At 53.6% G+C, this 19,834-nt stretch carries 18 protein-coding genes and 3 tRNA genes; 13 read left to right on the top strand and 8 right to left on the bottom strand.

The genetic code is table 11. The annotated features are described in order from the left end of the window. Positions 1 to 32 precede the first annotated feature (32 nt). The 6 genes from pgsA (at position 33) to galU (ending at position 3,477) form a co-directional block, all read left to right on the top strand. Positions 33 to 593 (top strand): CDP-diacylglycerol--glycerol-3-phosphate 3-phosphatidyltransferase, encoded by a 561-nt coding sequence (gene pgsA / locus ACOCLD_RS12905; protein WP_257778426.1) that lies wholly within the window; start codon positions 33 to 35, stop codon positions 591 to 593. A gap of 67 nt (positions 594 to 660) precedes the next feature. Further along, positions 661 to 736: transfer RNA gene (locus ACOCLD_RS12900), tRNA-Gly, on the top strand. 40 nt (positions 737 to 776) lie between these two features. Beyond that, positions 777 to 850: transfer RNA gene (locus ACOCLD_RS12895), tRNA-Cys, on the top strand. Between the two features lie 112 nt (positions 851 to 962). Then, positions 963 to 1,049 (top strand) — tRNA-Leu (locus ACOCLD_RS12890). Between the two features lie 180 nt (positions 1,050 to 1,229). Further along, positions 1,230 to 2,591 carry a UDP-glucose dehydrogenase family protein gene (locus ACOCLD_RS12885; RefSeq protein ID WP_422909455.1) on the top strand — a complete coding sequence of 454 codons (1,362 nt, stop codon included), beginning with the start codon at positions 1,230 to 1,232 and terminating at the stop codon, positions 2,589 to 2,591. Between the two features lie 46 nt (positions 2,592 to 2,637). Beyond that, on the top strand, positions 2,638 to 3,477 hold the full coding sequence (gene galU / locus ACOCLD_RS12880) for a UTP--glucose-1-phosphate uridylyltransferase GalU (RefSeq protein ID WP_233684909.1): 840 nt from the start codon (positions 2,638 to 2,640) through the stop codon (positions 3,475 to 3,477). Between the two features lie 51 nt (positions 3,478 to 3,528). Here the strand turns inward: galU and ACOCLD_RS12875 are convergent, their stop codons facing one another. After that, a complete protein-coding gene (locus tag ACOCLD_RS12875; RefSeq protein ID WP_422909454.1) occupies positions 3,529 to 3,951 on the bottom strand; it encodes a VOC family protein in 423 nt (140 codons plus the stop codon). Between the two features lie 82 nt (positions 3,952 to 4,033). On the opposite strand from ACOCLD_RS12875, the gene gorA reads away from it, so the two are divergent. The 6 genes from gorA to ACOCLD_RS12845 all read left to right on the top strand — a co-directional run bounded on the left by gorA (position 4,034) and on the right by ACOCLD_RS12845 (position 11,158). Further along, a complete protein-coding gene (gene gorA, locus ACOCLD_RS12870; protein ID WP_422909453.1) occupies positions 4,034 to 5,392 on the top strand; it encodes a glutathione-disulfide reductase in 1,359 nt (452 codons plus the stop codon). Positions 5,393 to 5,399: 7 nt separating this feature from the next. Next, a complete protein-coding gene (locus ACOCLD_RS12865; RefSeq protein ID WP_422909452.1) occupies positions 5,400 to 6,023 on the top strand; it encodes a trimeric intracellular cation channel family protein in 624 nt (207 codons plus the stop codon). A gap of 349 nt (positions 6,024 to 6,372) precedes the next feature. Then, entirely contained in the window at positions 6,373 to 7,017 is a 645-nt protein-coding gene (locus ACOCLD_RS12860; protein ID WP_422909451.1) for a hypothetical protein, read from the top strand. Next, a complete protein-coding gene (locus ACOCLD_RS12855; RefSeq protein ID WP_422909450.1) occupies positions 7,010 to 8,908 on the top strand; it encodes a hypothetical protein in 1,899 nt (632 codons plus the stop codon). Before ACOCLD_RS12860 ends, ACOCLD_RS12855 begins: the two co-directional genes overlap by 8 nt. 8 nt (positions 8,909 to 8,916) lie before the next feature. After that, positions 8,917 to 9,861: an ATP-binding protein gene (locus ACOCLD_RS12850; protein WP_422909449.1), complete on the top strand. Its 945-nt coding sequence runs from the start codon at positions 8,917 to 8,919 to the stop codon at positions 9,859 to 9,861. Positions 9,862 to 10,336: 475 nt separating this feature from the next. After that, positions 10,337 to 11,158, top strand: coding sequence for a hypothetical protein (locus tag ACOCLD_RS12845; protein WP_422909448.1), 822 nt, complete (start codon positions 10,337 to 10,339; stop codon positions 11,156 to 11,158). Here the strand turns inward: ACOCLD_RS12845 and ACOCLD_RS12840 are convergent. Next, positions 11,139 to 12,134 (bottom strand): DNA-binding protein, encoded by a 996-nt coding sequence (locus tag ACOCLD_RS12840; RefSeq protein ID WP_422909447.1) that lies wholly within the window; start codon positions 12,132 to 12,134, stop codon positions 11,139 to 11,141. The two genes, ACOCLD_RS12845 and ACOCLD_RS12840, sit on opposite strands and share 20 nt — an antisense overlap. Positions 12,135 to 12,313: 179 nt before the next feature. Between ACOCLD_RS12840 and ACOCLD_RS12835 the strand changes: the two genes are divergently transcribed. Continuing rightward, the gene (locus ACOCLD_RS12835) at positions 12,314 to 13,282 is read left to right on the top strand and encodes a site-specific integrase (RefSeq protein ID WP_422909446.1); all 969 of its coding nucleotides are present in this window, start codon (positions 12,314 to 12,316) and stop codon (positions 13,280 to 13,282) included. Between the two features lie 686 nt (positions 13,283 to 13,968). Here ACOCLD_RS12835 and ACOCLD_RS12830 read toward each other — a convergent pair. From ACOCLD_RS12830 to ACOCLD_RS12805, 6 genes are all read right to left on the bottom strand, one after another. Next, a complete protein-coding gene (locus tag ACOCLD_RS12830; protein WP_422909445.1) occupies positions 13,969 to 15,291 on the bottom strand; it encodes a purine-cytosine permease family protein in 1,323 nt (440 codons plus the stop codon). 107 nt (positions 15,292 to 15,398) lie between these two features. After that, positions 15,399 to 16,373 carry a biotin-dependent carboxyltransferase family protein gene (locus ACOCLD_RS12825; protein ID WP_422909444.1) on the bottom strand — a complete coding sequence of 325 codons (975 nt, stop codon included), beginning with the start codon at positions 16,371 to 16,373 and terminating at the stop codon, positions 15,399 to 15,401. Next, the gene (locus tag ACOCLD_RS12820) at positions 16,370 to 17,242 is read right to left on the bottom strand and encodes a 5-oxoprolinase subunit B family protein (protein ID WP_422909443.1); all 873 of its coding nucleotides are present in this window, start codon (positions 17,240 to 17,242) and stop codon (positions 16,370 to 16,372) included. The genes ACOCLD_RS12825 and ACOCLD_RS12820 overlap by 4 nt, the downstream gene beginning before the upstream one ends. Next, positions 17,239 to 18,612 carry an acetyl-CoA carboxylase biotin carboxylase subunit gene (locus tag ACOCLD_RS12815; protein ID WP_422909442.1) on the bottom strand — a complete coding sequence of 458 codons (1,374 nt, stop codon included), beginning with the start codon at positions 18,610 to 18,612 and terminating at the stop codon, positions 17,239 to 17,241. Before ACOCLD_RS12815 ends, ACOCLD_RS12820 begins: the two co-directional genes overlap by 4 nt. Positions 18,613 to 18,622: 10 nt before the next feature. Beyond that, a complete protein-coding gene (locus ACOCLD_RS12810; protein ID WP_422909441.1) occupies positions 18,623 to 18,868 on the bottom strand; it encodes an acetyl-CoA carboxylase in 246 nt (81 codons plus the stop codon). Positions 18,869 to 18,956: 88 nt separating this feature from the next. Continuing rightward, positions 18,957 to 19,715, bottom strand: a complete 759-nt coding sequence (locus ACOCLD_RS12805) for a 5-oxoprolinase subunit PxpA (RefSeq protein ID WP_422909440.1) — start codon at positions 19,713 to 19,715, stop codon at positions 18,957 to 18,959. Between the last annotated feature and the right edge of the window lie 119 nt (positions 19,716 to 19,834).

Below are 19,834 nucleotides of genomic sequence, written 5' to 3'. Positions count from 1 at the left end.
ATGCCGGCTCTCTTTACAGCCAAGTTGTGTCGATGAATATCCCCAACCTGCTTACCGTGCTCCGGGTTCTGCTGATTCCGGTGTTTATTCTGCTGTTCTACCTTCCTTTCAGTTGGAGTTACTGGGCCGCCAGTGCAGTGTTCGCCATTGCAGCGGCCACCGACTGGCTGGATGGTTACCTGGCGCGCCGCTGGGAGCAGAGCACCCCCTTTGGCGCCTTTCTTGATCCGGTCGCCGACAAACTAATGGTTGCTGTTGCGCTGGTGTTGTTGGTGGATGAGCACTCCAACCTGTGGCTGACCTTGTCGGCAGCAATCATTATCGGTCGCGAAATCGTCGTGTCCGCCTTGCGTGAGTGGATGGCCGAGCTTGGTGCCCGTGCACAGGTTGCGGTATCTCAGTTGGCTAAGTGGAAAACCGCTGCGCAGATGGTAGCTCTGGTAATCCTGCTGGCCAATCCGCCAACCTTTACCCTCTGGGTTTTACTCGGTTACGCACTACTGATCATTGCTGCAGTGCTTACGCTCTGGTCCATGGTGCAGTACCTGCTGGCGGCGTGGCCGCACCTGCGGATCACCTCTGAAAAGAAATAAGCTTTTTTGAATCAAGGGGTTGACGGAAAGCTCCGAAGCTATAGAATGGCGCCCGTCAACACGACAAGCGGGAATAGCTCAGTTGGTAGAGCACGACCTTGCCAAGGTCGGGGTCGCGAGTTCGAGTCTCGTTTCCCGCTCCAGTTTTCAACGGGCCGTCTGATACGGTCCGTTTAGTTTCAAGGCTGAGTAGCAGAGTGGTTATGCACCGGATTGCAAATCCGTGAACGCCGGTTCGATTCCGACCTCAGCCTCCAATTAGAAAAGCCTCGTAGATCACTGATTTACGAGGCTTTTTCATTCAAGATTCAGGCCTTGCGAGGCATCCAAGGGCTGTATATAGTCCAAGCCTCGCAACGCAGCGCTACCGCCCGAATGGCGAAATCGGTAGACGCAAGGGACTTAAAATCCCTCGAGGGTAACCTCGTGCCGGTTCGACCCCGGCTTCGGGCACCATGTACATGATTTCAGATGTTCGCCCGCGAACCTGAAATCCACTAAAACCGGCTTTCGTAGCCGGTTTTTTTGTGCCCGGAATTTGTACATCTAGCGCTGTCATCCGAGCGTCTTGCGCATGTCATACGCCTGCCATCTGCTTTAGCTGCAATCGCGGTAACTCAGTGAGGAGTGCAGGCGATGCGGATTTGTGTGATTGGCGCAGGCTATGTAGGGCTGGTGTCGGCGGCCTGTTTTGCCGAGATGGGCAATCGGGTGATCTGCGTTGAGCGCGATGCGCAGCGTGTGGCACGGCTTGCCCGTGGCCAGTCACCGATTTACGAGCCTGGGCTGGAGGCCATGCTGCAAACGCATCTGAGTAGCGCTCAGCTGAGTTTTAGCCAGCATCTGAAAGAAGGCATCAAGCAGGCCGAAATCATCTTTATCGCCGTCGGCACGCCGAGCGGGGAGGATGGCTCAGCGGACTTGTCCCATGTCCTGGCTGTGGCCGACGAGCTGGGCGATCAGCTTGAGCAGAGCTGCGTGGTGGTGAATAAATCCACGGTGCCGGTCGGCACAGCCGGGCGTGTGGCTCAGCGCATCAACAGTCGCTTGAGCAAACGCGGCAAGCGCTTTGCGGTGACGCTGGCGAGCAACCCGGAATTTCTCAAGGAAGGTTCGGCGATTGACGACTTTATGCGCCCTGATCGGGTGATTGTCGGTTGCGATGAACCCCGTGGCCATGAGCTTTTACGCCGTCTGTATGCGCCGTTTCTGCGCAATCACGAGCGCTTGTTATGCATGGGCCTGCGCGCGGCAGAGTTCAGCAAATATGCCGCCAACGCCTTTCTGGCCACCAAGATTTCCTTTATCAACGAAATGGCCAGTCTATGTGCGCGCCTGGATGTTGATATCGAAGATGTACGCCGCGGCATCGGCAGCGACAAGCGCATTGGCACTCACTTTATCTACGCTGGTTGCGGCTATGGCGGCTCGTGCTTCCCCAAGGATGTACGGGCGTTGATTCGCTGCGCAGAGCAAGAGGGCATTGAACCCGGCATCCTGCGCGCAGTCGAAGCCCGTAACGCATTGCAGAAAACCCTGTTGTTCCAGGCGCTGCGTGAGCATTTCTCCGGCTATTGGCAAGGGCGAGTGGTGGCGCTGTGGGGCTTGGCTTTCAAACCAGGCACCGATGACCTGCGTGAAGCGCCCAGCTTGGTTCTGCTGGATGCCTTGTTGGCAGCGGGCGTCAGCGTTCAGGCGTGCGACCCGGTCGCCACAACGGCTCTGGCAGAGCGCTATGGCCAGGCGATCAGCAGCGGCCAGCTGCGCTTGAGCACGTCGCCATATAGCGTTGTTGAAGGCGCGGATGCGCTGGTGTTGGTCACTGAATGGAAGCAATTCCGCCAGCCCGACTTCGCATGCATTCGTGGCTTGATGCGTATGCCTGTGCTGTTTGACGGGCGCAATATCTACGATGCCGCGCAGTTGGCTGAGCTGGGTTTTCTCTACCGTGGTATTGGTCGCCCTGCGCAGGGGCATTGTAAGGCCAGTGCAGCCTGATAAACTGCGCACGCAATTTTTACCCCTTCATCCTCCAAGGTCTCTCATGATCAAGAAATGCTTGTTCCCAGCAGCCGGTTACGGTACCCGTTTTCTGCCAGCCACCAAGGCCATGCCCAAGGAAATGCTGCCGATTGTGAACAAGCCGCTGATCCAATACGGCGTCGAAGAGGCGCTGGAAGCCGGGTTGACGGAAATTGCCATGATCACTGGCCGCGGCAAACGCGCCCTGGAAGACCACTTCGACATCAGCTACGAGCTTGAGCACCAGATCCGCGACACTGACAAGGAAAAATACCTGGTTGGCATCCGTCGCCTGATCGATGAATGCAGCTTTTCCTACACCCGTCAGGTGGAAATGAAAGGCCTCGGCCACGCCATTCTCTGTGGCCGTCCGCTGATTGGTGACGAGCCTTTCGCCGTGGTGCTGGCTGACGACCTGTGCATGAACCTTGAAGGCGACGCGGTACTAACGCAGATGGTCAAGCTGTATAACCAGTTCCGTTGCTCGATTGTGGCCATTCAGGAAGTACCGCCGGAGGAGACCCATAAGTACGGTGTAATCGCCGGTGAGATGATTCGTGACGACATCTACCGGGTCAACAGCATGGTCGAGAAGCCGCGCCCGGAAGATGCACCGTCAAACCTGGCGATCATCGGTCGCTATATCCTCACCCCGGATATCTTTGAACTGATCGAGCAAACCGAGCCTGGCAAGGGCGGCGAAATCCAGATCACCGACGCACTGATGAAACAGGCGCAGAACGGCTGCGTGATGGCCTATAAGTTCAAGGGCAAGCGCTTCGATTGTGGTGGTGCTGAAGGCTATATCGAGGCTACCAACTTCTGCTTCGAGAACCTCTACAAGACTGGCAAAGCCTACTGATTCAGGATTGATAGCCAGACTACACAGCCACCTTCGGGTGGCTGTGTGCGTTCAGGGCAACGGCATATGCTCAGCGCCAGGCCCTAATGGCTGGCCGTAACTGAACTCCACATAGTTGCCTGCCGGGTCACGCAGACCGCAGTAATAGCCAACGGGGTAGGGCTCATCACGTGGCTCCCAGACCAGACAGCCGGCAATTTTTGCCTGGGTTGCAATGCTGTCGACCTGCTCGCGACTCTCCAGAGCAAAGCCAAAGTGGCTGTAGTCATCCGCAGCCAGTTGGCGGTCCTGGCCGCCGGGCATAATCACGAAGATAAAGCTGTGTTCCTTGCCGGGCTCGGCCATCCAGACAATTCTTGAGCCTTTACCTGCGCGCTGATGAATCACCCGCATCGCACAGAATTGCTCATAAAAGGCTACGCACGCATCCAAGTCCGGCACGTGCAGAGCAAGATGAGTCAGGGTAGGGCGCATCACTGTTCTCCTGTTTCGCATGCTGCAAGTTTAGGTGCTGGCGCGCCTTGGGGTATGCTGGCGGCCTGTTCTGGAGGCTGAAATGACCTACGATTTTGACCTGTTTGTGATCGGTGCCGGTTCCGGCGGTGTGCGTGCGGCGCGCTTTGCCGCTGGTTACGGTGCGCGGGTGGCCGTTGCTGAAAGCCGCTACCTGGGCGGCACCTGTGTCAACGTTGGTTGTGTGCCGAAAAAGCTGTTGGTGTACGGCGCGCACTTCGCCGAGGACTTTGAGCAGGCCCACGGATTCGGCTGGTCACTGGGCAGCGCGAACTTCGACTGGGCTACATTGATCGCCAACAAGAACCGCGAAATCGACAGGCTTAATGGCATCTACCGCAACCTGCTGGTAAACAGCGGCGTGACCTTGCTGGAAGGCCACGCACGGATTGTCGACGCGCACAGTGTTGAGCTTGGCGGTCAACGCTACAGCGCCAAGCACATCCTGATCGCCACTGGCGGCTGGCCGCAGATTCCTGAAATCCCGGGGCATGAACATGCCATCGGCTCGAATGAAGCCTTCTTCCTTGAGCAACTGCCCAAGCGGGTGCTCGTGGTGGGCGGCGGTTATATCGCCGTGGAATTCGCTTCGATCTTCAACGGACTGGGCGCCCGCACCTCGCTGCTTTATCGCGGTGATTTGTTCCTGCGCGGGTTTGACAAGGCCGTGCGGCTGCACCTGCAGGACGAACTGAATAAACGCGGTGTGGATCTGCAATTTAACAGCGATATCGCCAGCATCGATAAACAGAGCGATGGCAGTCTACAGGCCACCCTCAAGGACGGTCGCGTGCTTGAGGCTGACTGCATCTTTTACGCCACTGGGCGCCGGCCGATGCTGGATAACCTGGGGCTGGAAAACACTCAGGTCGAGTTGGACGAACGCGGTTTTATCAAGGTCGATGAGCAATACCAAACAAGTACACCGTCAATTCTCGCGATTGGTGATGTGATCGGCCGCGTGCAGCTCACACCGGTTGCACTGGCTGAAGGCATGGCGGTCGCCCGGCGTTTGTTCAGACCTGAAGAGTACCGCAAGGTCGACTACCGGCTGATTCCAACGGCCGTATTCAGCCTGCCGAATATCGGCACAGTCGGGCTTAGTGAAGAGCAGGCGAAGGAGGAGGGCTACAGCGTCACGGTCTTTGAAAGCCGCTTCCGGCCGATGAAACTGACCATGACCGAAAGCCAGGAACGCACGCTGATGAAGTTGGTAGTGGATAGCGCCACAGACCGCGTACTGGGCTGTCATATGGTTGGCCCGGACGCAGGTGAAATCGTGCAGGGGCTAGCCGTGGCGCTTAAAGCTGGCGCAACCAAGCAGCTATTCGATGAAACCATTGGCGTGCACCCAACGGCCGCCGAAGAGTTCGTCACCATGCGTACCCCCGTGTCGTCCTGAGGTCAGCATGGCGCAACTGTTCTATCTGGCCGACCTGTTCGGCGTTGCTGTATTCGCCATCACTGGCGCGCTGATGGCCGGGCGCAAGTCCATGGATCTGTTCGGTGTGCTGGTAATTGCCATCGTCACTGCGCTGGGCGGCGGTACGCTGCGTGACGTGATTCTGGACAACCATCCGGTCAGCTGGATTCGCAACGACCTGTATATCGTCGCCGCATCGCTGGCAGCCGTTGGTACGGTGGTCTGGGTACGACTAACGCAGCCCATTCACGAGAAAGGCCTGCTATTGGCCGATGCATTCGGCCTGGCGGTGTTTACCGTGATTGGCACCGAAGTCGCCATGCAGCATAACGTACCGCACAGCACAGCCGTGATCATGGGGGTAATGACTGGGGTTGCCGGCGGCGTGATGCGCGATGTGATCTGCAACGAAATCCCGCTGATCTTCCAGAAAGAGATTTACGCCACCGCATGCATAGCCGGTGCGCTGGTGTTTATCGGCATGCGCGCGCTGAACACGCCACATTGGCTGGATACGGGCGTGGCCATGCTCACCGTGTTGCTGATTCGACTGGCCGCCATTCGCTGGCATGTGGCGTTGCCCAGTTTCCATTTGCTGGATCGTGACTGAACAGAAGCGGGCGGAGGCTGCAGGAGTACCCGGAAGTAAAATCTAATACTTCTGCGAACCTCAAAATATTCTAGAAAACAAATGGTTAGGCTATTTATTTGAGGGGAGGCCTCAATTTAAATGGGCTTATTCTGTCGCATTATTTTGCGGCCTGCTTAGTCAATGGGAACTAAATATATAAATTTAGGTTTTCTATTGTGGAGAGATAATAAATAGAAAGACTTTGCTGCTTGGGTTTGCGTTATATAAAAGCCCTGCTATCGTATTCGCTATGGATTAACTGGGATGCCCCGTTCATAAGGAATTGAGAGAAGGATCAGCATATCCACTACCTAGAATAGGAGTGGCTATGTCTGCAAAAAGCAAAACTGCATATTTCACAAAGCGTGGCAGTCATTTTGGCAACCTCTGGTCTGTATACAGTCCCAAAATCGACCAGAGCTTCCAGCTTGGTAGCGATAGGCAGCTAGCCCATTGGCTGTTGCAACTAGAGTTCTCCCCCTCAGTAGTAAACTTCCAGTTCAAACCAGGCTCCAAGGCCACGCCATCAAATTCCTCGGTTGAGCTGACCTACCATTTTGAGGTTGTGCCTGCTGAAGGAATGCCTGAGCTTCATTACTTACGCACAGAAGGTCACTCTGTCGATTATCTCGATAAGGTGCGGGCTGCGGTGTCGTTAAAATATGAATATAAAGAGTTCAATGATGACAACTGGCTTCCCCAGAAAGAAAAAATCCTGCCGCTCTTAAAAGTCTCAAGCTTTTTAAGTGGCGGGCGGCACGTATTTCTACCGCCCAATCTAATGGACGCAGCAGCTAAATATATCGGCTCGGCTAGAAAGGGAAGTCTGGGTGGGTATATGTCTAGCTTGTCAGGCTTTGACTCAAATCTTTGCTTGCTTGTGTTTTGTCGAATGTATTCAGAAAGAAGAATATGCGTCGACTTTCGGCTGAATTTCTTTTGCAAAGACACATTGTGGTGGGTAAATGAATAACCTCATCTCACGAGAAAAAATCTCCTCAATTGGATTCGACGTTGTTGATCCGTCTCAATTGAGCGGTGCCAAAAAAGAGCTGTTCCTCAGGAGAAAACAGGCAGTAGAGCTAAAGCTAGATGGTTTTACTGGTGCTGAGATAAGAAAAATTACGGCCATTCACGAAAGTGATCTGACTAGGCTATTTAAAAGGTATACGACCATCAGTGAGAAAGGAATTTATTTGGGTGAAGCTGGCTTGATCCCTAATTATCGGATCGCCTCATACACCAGAGTAAAAAAGCCAGAGCCAAAACATAGTGAGGGTCAAGGCGGGTTAGCAGGGGTACTTGGCTATACCTTGAATAAGCATTCTGGGATAGCAGAGAAATTTGAGGCAGAGGTATTAAGAAGGAATGCTAAACTCTGCCACGGGACTAAATTTAGTAAAAGGGGATTATATCGGTTTTTTTATGATACATGCCGGTCGGAAGGAGTTGCAGATGACGAGTGGCCTTTGAATCAATTGCGAGGAGCTCGAAAAACTGTAGGGGCGTATATTAATAGAATTCTTGATTTGGATTTTGGGAGGGCTGCTTTAGTAAGTGGCGGTAGAATTGCCTCCACTCATAGTAAAGTTGGAACAGGCCACATTCCGCTGCTTGAGGATTTTAATGTCTATGATTTTATTGAAATAGACTCTTGGCATATGGATGCATTCTTTGTTCTCAATATTAGCGGAGACAGAAGCATAAAATCTAAAGACGTCATTAGTCGGATTTGGATGATTGCAGCAGTCTGTAGGCGCAGCAATGCAGTGCTGGCTATAAAATTTGTTTTCTCAAGCGAAATAAGGTCGCAAGACTTGGTGGATTTGATCTGTGAAGCTTATATCGGGAGCTGGCGGCCACGAGAACATCTTAATGTTAGAGGCGTGCAATACTCTGAGTCTTCAGGCATGCCCGGTTTTTCATTTCCTAGCTTGCGCAACCACGTGTGGGGATGCATATGCTTGGATAATGCGATGCAGCACCATGCTAATAAAGTTTATGAGCTCGCCCTTCATACGTTAGGATTTTCTATAAATCACGGCCCTCTAGAGGAGCCTGCTCGTAGGCCTAAAGTCGAAGGGTTGTTCAAGCGCATTGCCACAAACGTAATCCATCAAATCCCCTCTACTACCGGAAGCAATCCTCAGACTGGGCGCGCGGAATTTCCTGAACAGGCGGCTGTGCATTATCAAATTGACGTGGATGACGCTTTAGAGGTCATGGATGTTATAACTGCAAATTATAATGGCACTCCGCAAGGTGGGGCTAATAAGGCGAATAGTCCATTGGATGTGCTTAGACAGTACTGTTCAGATAGTGGAGACCTTATACCGAAGAGTCATGAAGCTTATCTCAATAGTATAGCAGTAGGAAGTTTGACCAGACGGGCAAGAGTCACTGGAAGTATTACGAAAGGGATCAGGCCAAGGGTTAAATTAGATCAAGCGATTTATACCTCGCCAGAACTGGCAAAGTCCTCGTATTTGATTGGCAAATCACTTCTGATTCGAATAAATCCGCATGATTATAGGCATGTAGAGGCATACTTGCCGGATGGTATTTATTTTGGTGTTCTCACGGTTGAAGCAGCGTGGCGTAACACCGCTCATAGCGTTACTACGCGGAAATTGATTAATAGAGCTTTTGCTAAAAAAGAATTCGAGATCATGCAGGGTGAAAGTCCTATCCTCGCTTGGCAGAGACACCTTAAGGCGAATGCGAGCCCGCGTAACAATCGAGAAATGCGTCGACTCAAGAGTGAAACAGATAAGGATACGGCGGACATTCAGCCTGCTGTGGCAGTCATTGGTGTAGAGCAATCTACATCCGAACGCTGGAAGAAGCTCGACATAATACAGTGAGAAGCTGAATGGACTATTCTCATATTTTGTTAAGTCAGAATTTTAGGCTGAGAACACCAGCTTTAGTGGCAGTAGTTCAAAATGCATGTTTCAAGGTGCTGATGCGCAAAACTGGTGTTGTATTTACGGGAGAGTCTCGCATTGGAAAGACTTCCTGCTGCGAGGCGCTGGTTGATGAGATCCCCAGGCGCTTTTCAAATGTTTATGTTTTTATGGTCCCAGCTACAAATGTCGATACCAATAACCAAAGCTACTCATCAATTGTCCACCAGATGTTGGACTTAGAAGGTATTGCGCCTGGCTCGCGAAGGACGTTTATTCAGCGTCAGTCAATGCTAATAGAGCGCCTATTGTCTAGAGCTGCCGATGCAAATGCACAGCAGATTGTCTTGCTGATCGATGAGCTTCAAAGGCTGTCTGTTGGTGACTTTAATCAATTGGCAGATATATATAACAGGCTTAGATCCAGCAAGGTTATTCTTACGGTTATATCATTTGCCATGCCGTCTATAAAAGGCAAGATTGCTCAATTCCTGCGCAATGAGGATCGACATATAATCGGAAGATTTTTATCTGATATCAGACCGATGTATGGGGTTGCCACCTCGAAACAATTGGCCGACATCTTGACGCTTTATGATGAATCGCATGCGTGGAGTGGTCTGGAGATAAGCTTAACAAACGATATCTTACCCAAGGCATATTCGGGTGGGTTCCGAATTTCTAGTCTTTCTGAGCAGATATGGATCGAGCTATCTAGAGTTGCCACCGGGAAGTATGTGAATAATTTACCCATGGAGCATGTGACGCAAACGATTTCTTATGTATTTTTGATTTTGGCTCAAGAAGATAGAGTTGATCTAAGTGTTCCTCATGACTTGATAGTGGAAGCCATACACGAGAGCAACTTTAGGGATTTTTGCCGCAGCACAGGCTTCACCGCATATGACTAGCAGGCGGTTGTTCTATCCGTCCTGTGGGCCAATGCCGTATGAGTCTATTTACTCTATCTACCTAAAATTGTCATATATAAATTTTCTTAAGTTACGCGATTTAGGTGCGCCGCTAGAAGTTGAGGTCAGCAAGCAGTGGGAAAAACACGAACTCACAAACTGGCTGCTAAGCAATATAGCTGATATACATAAACATTTGCCGTGGAGCTACCTCAGTGATAGCGATTGCAGGTCACAGACCCGTCCGGGAGTCCTATTTTGTAAGAAGTGCATTAAGTTCGGCTATCATTCTGTATTTAATGAGATAGCATCGCATCATGTTTGTGTTTTGCATCGATGCGAACTCTCTAAGGCTTGTCATGTTTGCGCCAGCGCGTATACGGCGGGTTTTCTGCAAGGCTCAGTTATACCGTTTTCCATGGCCCCATGCACCACATGCGGATTTCAGCATATAGCACTCTGCAAGGAGCTGCGTATGCGTCGATCTCGTAGTTTGATAATGGCTCTAGAGCGTTATGGCTTCTATCAAGACGAATGGTACAGCGCCATAAAGAGGCTGGACAGGACGTTAGCTGGTGATACCCGCCGGTATTGGGAATTTAGTGATTTTCGTGAGCAATTAACCGGGCCATTTGAAGGTCTAACTAACCTGATGAGTCCTGAAACGCTTTCGGGTGCAGATCAAGATAAGCAACCTTTTGCGCTGGTAGGGATGGGTCTCGAGGGGGATGACTCCTTTCCTTTTGGGAAATCAGAACCGGCGGGTGAGGTATTTGAAAAAATTGAGCGACGCTATCTAGAGAGTCATCAGGATTGCTTGAGGCGGCTAAATCGAGTTCTCGATTACCCATGCGGCTTTCCGGCAGAGGCTGATCTATGCCCTATGGCTCTTGCCTATCTGTTGCTCAGAGTAAAGTGCTTGTATGAAATATGGCCCATGCCTGGTAGTACTGCGATCCCTCTAGGTCGGTGTTACGCAAAGGATCGCATTGGGTATGCACAATGCTATCGCTCAGCAGCTATAAATTTCCTTTCAATTTTAGGATTGCTGCAATATCACATTTCTAAAGGAGAGAATTTTCTTCTACTGCGTCGACTTCTAACGTCTATAGGCGGAGACGCTTCCCGGTATTCGATAATCAGGAAGGCCTCCTACACTTTTAGGAGTCTATGTCGCTCACAGCCAGCTTGCATCAAAGTTTTTCGAAATGGATTTGGAGGTCCTTTGCAGATCATAAGTGACTTTACCGAACCTCCTGATAAAGGGTCTTATCCAGTCAAGTGGGTAGTTTTTTGAGTGTGTTGGAGTTTTGAGTAACCACTTTAACTGCTTGTCTGCCAGTGTTGTTTTTTTCATTGTGCCTGGTTTTTTGTCGCCGGCGTTGGGGGCTACCAGATCCGTCGTTCTTCAAGTTTTCGTTTTGCAGTGCAGGAGTGTTCTGCTCCAGGGCCTCTTTCGTGAGCGTCATGCTAGTGAGTGCGCTCTGTGCGACCTTCAAGGCCTGTGCTTGTTCGACAAGAAGCTGCTCCAGCACATGCTGATTCTTCTGCTGCAGCCGTGCCTCGCTGATCAGTCGTGCGTTGTCGCGGTTTAGCTGGGTCAGCTCGTCATGCTTGATCACCAGAGTTTGTTGCAGCTGGCGTATCTCGGCGTGAAGCTGGCTGGTCTGGGCTTCATGGCGGCGCTGTTCCTGTTCACGCTGCTCCTTACTGGCCTGGCGATAATGCTCCATGCCGTCACGAGCGTGCTGATGCATCGCTTCAAGCGACTGAATATGCTCATCGCGCTCCTTGATGCGCACCTCCAGATCCTGCAGGGATTGCACCATCCGGGCTTTATCGACTTCGACGGCCTGCCGCTGTTGCTGCTCCTGGAGAATCAACTCTTGGGCCGCCTGCAGCTGTAGAGCCAGGCCAGAGCACTGCGATTCGAGGTCTCGCATCCGGGCCTCGAGCACGGCCGATTGCTGCTGCACTGCCGCGCGCTCGCGCCCCAGAGCTTCGTGGACTTCGGCGACGGACTGCTGAGCCTCTTGCTTGAGCTGTTCCAGCAGTTGAGTCATCAAGGTGGTTAAAGGCCCGCTCAGCGCATCGCTCTGCGCGGCCGGCTTGCTCTCAGCCTCCAGCTCCTTCAAATAGCGGTGAATAGTGCTCTTGGAACCGGTGTTGCCCAGTGCGATGCGCACCGCATCAATGCTGGGGTGGATGCCGCGGGCGAGGAGGGCACTCCTGGCTTTCTGCACGACAGCTTTATTGATGCCACCGCGGGCCATATTGGGACTCCTGACAATTACGTTCTGTGGTACGTACCATGTATATACATAGCACTTTAGCAAGAATTTCCTTTCTAGATCCTGACTATTCTAAAATTGGGTAATCACGAATTATCAAGTGTGATAGCGCTTTGGGTTCTGATTTATGTCCAGAACCAGTACACCAAGGGGGTGGCCACGTGAATGACGAAGTAGAGCGCTATCTGCAGGCCGGCACACGGGCCAATACCCGACGCAGTTATCAGCAGGCTATTGAGCATTTTGAGGTCAGCTGGGGCGGCTTCCTGCCTGCCACCAGCGACGCTGTCGTTCGCTACCTGGTGGATCACGCCAGTACGCTGTCGAGTAATACTCTCAAGTTGCGTCTATCAGCGCTGGCTCAATGGCATGTCAGCCAGGGCTTCCCCGATCCCACCAAGACGCCGCTGGTGCGCCAGGTATTGAAAGGCATCCGCACTCTGCATCCGCGCCAAGAGAAGCAAGCTGAGCCTCTGCAACTGCGTCAACTTGAGCAATGCGTCGCTTGGCTGGAGCAGGCCGGTGAGCAAGCGCGAGCGGACCACGATTTGCCGCGTTTAATGCGCTGCTGGCGGGATCGTGCATTGTTGCTGATGGGGTTCTGGCGAGCCTTTCGAAGTGATGACCTTTGCCGCCTGTGGGTAGAGTTCATCCAGGTTCGGGCCGGGGAGGGGATGGAGCTGTTTTTACCGAGCAGTAAAGCGGACCGTGATAGCCAAGGGCAGACCTTCCGTGCGCCGGCGTTAGCCAAGCTTTGTCCGGTACAAGCCTATGTCGATTGGATCAGTGTGGCGGGGATCGCTCACGGTCCGGTGTTCCGCAGCATTGACCGTTGGGGACGGCTAGGTGACATCGGGCTGCACCCGAATAGTGTGATTCCGATATTGCGATCAGTGCTGGTAGGGGCTGGGCTTCCCGCCGAGCTCTATAGCAGTCATTCACTTCGCCGCGGCTTCGCGACCTGGGCTACCCGTAGTGGTTGGGATATTAAAGCGCTAATGGCGTATGTCGGCTGGACCGACGGACAATCTGCAATGCGTTACATTGAGAGCGTTGGGGTGTTCCCTGGGCAACTAAGTCCGGGAGTGGAGTTAGCTCGCGATACGATAACTTTGCCTAAGACGCTCTGACCGGTGGATCAGCGACAGGCAGGAGTACTGAGCCACTAGCGACTTAACCTATTGCTGCATGTTAGCGGCGCACCGACCCTTTAGCTAAGTGGCTAGTCACCCAATAGCTCGGCTATTACCGCTGAACGAAGGAAGGGAGTAATATCCGTGCGCTTGCTCCGAGAACCTGTTGGCCCGTTGCCCCCCCTTGGAGACACCTGAAGACCCGCCCACCAAAGGCGGGTTTTTCATTTTATGGCCTATAGCGGCTAGAAATGGACACTGCCCGGTCCGACCGACTTCCTTGCCTGATGCTCGTCGATCGGTGGACAGCTCCTGGGATTATAGGGCATCTCAGGATTACGTTTAGCAGCCGGAGGCGGGTGGCGTTATGGACACAGCTGATAGGTGGCAAGTTGTCTGCAAAAATCCAGGCGACGGCAGCGGAGACGTTCTCGTTGTGCTTCCATCCTAGCTACTTGAAAGCTTGCCCGGATTTTGGGAGATGAACTGGCAGAGGGCAGCATTTCCCTAAGGCTCAAACAGCGAGCCTTTAATGCACCTCGTAGTCGCATAGACTGACCATCCATTTGCATTGCCATTGATCAGTCAATTGCATTCGATCTAACCAAGCACACATCTCAGTGACGACCGGCAGAGGACTTCCAAGACTAGCCATTAGGGTATGGGTGAGTGGCTGCAAAGCCTTACTCTGCAAGTCGTGACCGTAACTGACCTCGATGAGATAAGCCTGCCTGTAGGGCAAACGCAACTATCACGGTGGACGGTGCGGAAAAACTGCTCAGGCTGCCACCTGAAAACATCAGCGCAAGACCCAATACGGTGGCACCAAACCAGGCGGTTAAGCCCACAGGGTTGAATGGGGGTACCCGCTCAAGTTCTGCAACGTCACTACGACCATAGAAAATCTGCGCTAATGCCACTCCCACCCAGGCCACCACGAAAATCCCCTGATAGGCCAACGCTTTAAGCAGGTAAGCAAAAACGTCCGCAAGCATCAGGCCGTACACGATCACCCCAACCGTCAGCGCCCATATTAAGTACGAACCGCGTACGCCAAGACGCCCGAAAAACGCCTGCATGTTCAGCGTCGCCAGGTAGTAATTGGCGGTGTTGATCCGGGTTTGCGTGGCCCAAACGAACAACAGTCCCCACAGTCCCATCAACTGCAGAATCGCTATCACCACCGATACTTCGTTCGGGGCACCCTCGTGGGGAATGCTGCTGACAAGATAGATGCCCGCCGCGCCGTTGAGTAGGAAGGTCACCGCGTAGAAGGGCATGCCGAAGTTCCAGCGACCATGGTACACAGCGTCCTTAGGCTTGCCGAAACGCGCGTAGTCAAAGGTGAACAGCATCAGGACCCACACTCCCATGTAAGCTACGAAGCAATCCCACCAGCCGAAGGCACTGGGCGTTGCAGGACCGAAATCTAGCCACTGCGGCTGATAGCCGTAACGACTGATCGACAAACCGACTGCCATCAGCAAGCCCCCTAGGTAGATCGGCAACAGTAGGCCATTGAGCTTGTCCAGCCAGTGCTGCACGCTGCCGAGAATCATCGGCACGCTGTACAGCACTACCAGCAATGCTGCCAGCGGATAAACCAGTTCCGGGTACAGGTGATTCAGCGCTACGGCGATCACCGAGCCTTCGAATACCGCGTAATAAATAGCCGTCGAAAAGAAGATCAACGTCGCGAGGCACGCCCCGGTTCCACCGAATAGGAGCCGCGAAAACAGCGCTACCGACAACCCGCTGCGAATTGCAAAGCGACTGAGCACACTGTTGATCAGTCCGTAACTGAGTACTGACAGGGCCATGCCGATCAACGCATTGCGTGCGCCAAAAGACAGCGCCAGGGAAGCGCCCACCACGATGTAGAACAACGCACTGCAAACCGCCCACCAAGCCATTGTCAGAGACAGTCTGCCCATGCGCTCGTGAGGTGGAATAGGATGATTTACCGGGTCATGCCCGGTTTGGTTCGATTGCGGTAAAGTAGCCATATGCGTGAACTCCAAAACCAACCAAAGGTTGAATCGCGGGCAACCGCCGCCACACCGTAGTGCAGTGCTGACTTATCGTTGGCATTACCCGCGGGTAGGGGGCAGAATTAGGTAGGGAACAGCTTGCTCAGGTAGCTGAGTTTTTTCTTATAGGATCGTCGTGCCTGGAGTGCTTCTTCCAAGGTGACCGCCACAAAGCGAGCCTTTTGGTTGGGTTGCATCTGACCGATCAAGTCGAGATCAGCGCTTATGACCGTCCCGATCATCGCATAGCCACCACCGGACACTGCGTCACGGTGCAACACAATCGGCTCGAGCCCAGCGGGAACCTGGATTGATCCTATTGGGTAGCAACTGTCGACGATATTCGATGGATCAGAACCGGCACCGAACGGTTGGTCGCGAGGCTGAAAACTCAGCGCGCTTCCGCCCTTGAAGCGATAGCCAATGCGGTCGGCTTCGGACCCGGCCGTCCATGCCTCAGAGAAAAAGCTATCTGCCGCCGATGCAGTCAGGCGCTCGTAGTAAAGACCCGGAACCACGCGCAGAGTGACTTCGCCCCCCAAAGACTGCCGCAACGCCATCGGCAGACTTGCCCCGGCACGGCTCTTGCCACTGGCTACACCCACAGGCAATTCATCTCCGGCCACCAGCCGGCGCCCTTGAAAACCGCCAAGCGCACCCAGTGCATAAGTGGAACGACTACCGAGCACCGTCGGGACATCGATGCCACCGGCTACCGCCAGATATGTTCGAGCGCCTACCTTGGGGAAGTCAAAGCGCAGCACCTGCCCAGCTTTTACCGTGAACGCGGTGTCATGGTGCATTTCTACACCATCGACCCGTGGCGTCATGTACGCACCGCAAACTGCCACCAATGCGTCTTGATGAAATTCCAACTCCGGCCCCAGCAGCGTGCATTCCAACGCAGCTGCCCCCGCCGGGTTACCGACCAGTTGATTGGCCGAGCTCAGAGAGTATTGATCTAGAGCACCGGACGGAGGAATACCCAGGTGGTAGTAACCTTCGCGGCCCAGATCCTGTACTGAGGTGGCGAGTCCGGGTTTGAGTACCTTGATCATGCCAGCACCTCCTGCAATGACTTGGGATAGCCGGTTGGGTCGGCGAGAAATGCGTCTAGCGAAAATTCCACCGAGCGAATCCGCAGGTCAAAGCGACCGGCGTCAACTTCGGCCACCGCGTGGTCATAAGTCTCACGGTCCATCGGCTTGAACTGCACAATGTCGCCTGGACGAAAAAAAACCATGTGCTCTTTCAGGTATGCCAGATTCTGCTGGGGGTCGTATATTGGCGCGGGGGTGACGCCAAACATTTGATAACCACCGGCACCACGCACCGAGTAAATGCAGCCAAAGCAACCGCCGTGGCCAAGGGTCAATTTAGGGGTGTCGGTGCGGGGACGCAGATACTTGGGTACCTGCAACTGGCGTTCTCGCTCGACCATCTGGAACATGAATGGCAGGCCCGCCACAAAGCCCACCATCGAGACAAACCACGGAGCTCCGCTGTGAGCGGCAATGAATGCTTCGACATCCGCCAGACCATTGATACGTGCAGCGTATTCCAGATCCGTAGCGCTCGGATCTTGATGGCGATCTCGAAACCGCATCAAGGTTTCGTGGGTCCAGGGGTCGTTGTAGAGCACTGGAATCTCGATGATCCTAGTTCGTAAAGTGCGCTCGGCAACGGCCCCAGCCTCAGCAACTTTCACGGCCTCGAGCAAAGTATGCGGTGCGATGCGATCGGGGTCGAAACGAATCTGGAATGAGGCGTTGGCCAGACACACATCAAGCACGCCGTCGAGCGCTAAACGCTCCACCTCGCGAGTAACCGCCATGCCCTTGAAGAACGCTTCCAGCGACATGCTGTCGCTGACTTCGGCAAACAAATGCTCATCGGCACCAAAGCTGTAGCGAATTGGATTGCTCATGCTTCACCTCCGCTACTGCGATCAATCAGCCAGGTTTCCAAGGTGCCAGTATGGAAGTCGGAGCTGTGCAACCACGGTTGTTGTAGCAGTTCGCCGTGTAGCGACAACGTGGTGGCCATGCCAGTGAGTGTGGTCTGTTCAACCGCCATACGTGCCCGAGCCAAGGCATCTGCACGGTCGTGCCCATGAATAATCAGTTTGGCCAACAACGAGTCATAGTACGGTGGTACGCGGTAGCCTTGATAAAGATGAGTGTCGACCCGCACCCCCTCGTTTTGCGGCCAGATCAGCAACTCAACCATCCCAGGGCTGGGGAAAAAATCTCGTGCCGGGTCTTCAGCATTCAGACGCATTTGTAGTGCGGCACCGTTGAGATGGATGTCGCATTGCTTGAAACCCAAAGGTTCGCCGCCGGCGATGCGCAACATTGCCTGGACCAAATCGATACCGGTGATCAACTCACTGACCGGATGCTCGACCTGAATCCGTGTGTTCATCTCGATAAAGAAGAACTCGCCGGTTGCGTCGTCATACAGATACTCGAGAGTTCCGGCACCTTTGTAGCCAAGTGATTCGGTAAGGTGTACGGCGCTGGCACAAAGAGCCTCTCGCTGTTGCGGGTTGAGTGCCGGTGATGGTGCTTCTTCGAAAATCTTCTGGCGTCGACGTTGCAGGGAGCATTCGCGTTCAAACAAGTGCACGGCGTGCTTACCGTCACCCAACACCTGTACTTCGATGTGCCGCGCCTTGCTGATAAAGCGCTCTAGATACACCGCGCCATTGCCAAACGCTGCCTGTGCTTCGCGCTGGGCTCGGGGAAACTCCTCGCTGAGCTGATGAGCATTTTCCGCCAGACGAATACCACGTCCGCCACCACCAGCGGACGCTTTGATCAATAGTGGAAAACCAACGGACTCAGCCATTTTGAGTGCCGATTCAACATCGAACAACTCACACGGTGATCCCGGCACTACTGGTACACCCGCCGCTTGGGCAGTTCGCCGCGCCTCGGCCTTATCGCCCATACGACGGATCGTCTGCGGGCTTGGACCGACAAAAATGGCACCTGCGGCAAGAACCGCTTCGGCAAAGTCGGCGTTTTCCGAGAGAAAGCCATAACCGGGATGTACTGCGTTAGCGTCTGTGGCTTTTAAAGCACCGAGCAATGCATGGATGTCCAGGTAACTCTTATCGGCACGGGCAGGACCAAGAATGTACACCTCGTCAGCCATACGCGCTGCCAGGGAGTCGATGTCAGCATCACTGCACGCAGCGACGGTAGGTATTCCCAGCTCTTTGGCCGCACGAATAATCCGCACGGCGATCTCACCACGATTGGCGACCAGTAATTTTCGAATGCCTTGAGTCATGGTTGCATCCTCACTCGTCATCAAAAGTTGCAATGACTTGACCCGGTTCCACCGAATCACCGTCCTCAACAAGAAATGCGTTCAGGCGACCAGACGCTCCGGCGGTCAGTTCAGAAAACTGTTTCATGACTTCGATCAGACCAATTACCGTGCCGGCACTAATTTGTGCGCCCACCTCGACGTAATTGGCAGAGTCCGGTGTGGCTTTACGGTAGAAGGTTCCAGGCAACGGGGTGATGACAGTATGTTTGGCCATGTCAATTTCTCTTGGAATATTTGTAGAAAGGCAGGCAAAAAAGTTTCGGCATTCAAACCTTGGAGGTTGTGTGCAGGCTATTACTGGTTCAGCGCGGTGATCGAACCTTGATCCCGGCGCTGTTGAGTGCGTTACGTGTGGCCTCGACTAACGCAAGTGCCCCGGGTGTATCGCTGTGTAAGCAGATGGAGTCGAATTCAATTTCCAAGTCTTCTCCCTCGACTGTGCGCACCACCCCTTCCGTACAGGCTCGTAGTACTCGCGCGGCCACCTGGCCCGAGTCGTAACCACGTACGTGGCGGGTGAAAACGATAGAACCGGTGAGGTCGTATTCGCGGTCGGCATAGAATTCGCGGATCACCGGTTGACCTAGTTCCTTGGCGACGCGCCAGATCACTGAATCAGGCATGCAATACAGCAGCAACTCAGGCTCCAAACGTTGAAGGTATTCCACGAGTAATCGCGCGGCTTGCTCGTCACGAGCCAAATGCATATACAGCGCCCCGTGAGGTTTGATGTGTTGTAGGGGCACGCCGTGAACTCGGGCGAGTTCACGCAGGGCGCCCAACTGGTAAAGCATGTCGTCTACCAGCTCCTGGGCAGGTGCATTCATGTGTCGGCGACCGAAACCGACGAGATCACGAAATCCCGGATGCGCACCGATGGCTACGCCCAAGCGTTTGGCCTGCTCGATAGTACGGCGCATCGTGCTGGGGTCGCCGGCATGAAAACCAGTGGCGATATTGGCCGAGCTAATGAAACTCATCAGTTCATCGTCGACGCCATCTCCGATGGTCCACGGGCCGAATCCTTCACCCATGTCAGAGTTGAAATCTACTACCCGCATAACTCTTGCTCCTGACGCTTGTGACTTAATGCGGGCCACGTTAAATTCCTGCCACCCCCTTGGGAAGATCTATTATCAGATAGGCTATCTTCTGAAAATCAGATGGTTAGTCGTCCGGA

This window comes from Pseudomonas cimarronensis (assembly GCF_049331905.1).
In the GTDB taxonomy this organism is placed as follows: domain Bacteria; phylum Pseudomonadota; class Gammaproteobacteria; order Pseudomonadales; family Pseudomonadaceae; genus Aquipseudomonas.
The sequence above is the reverse complement of the archived record's forward strand: the minus strand, read 5'-3'. Positions and strand labels throughout refer to the sequence as shown.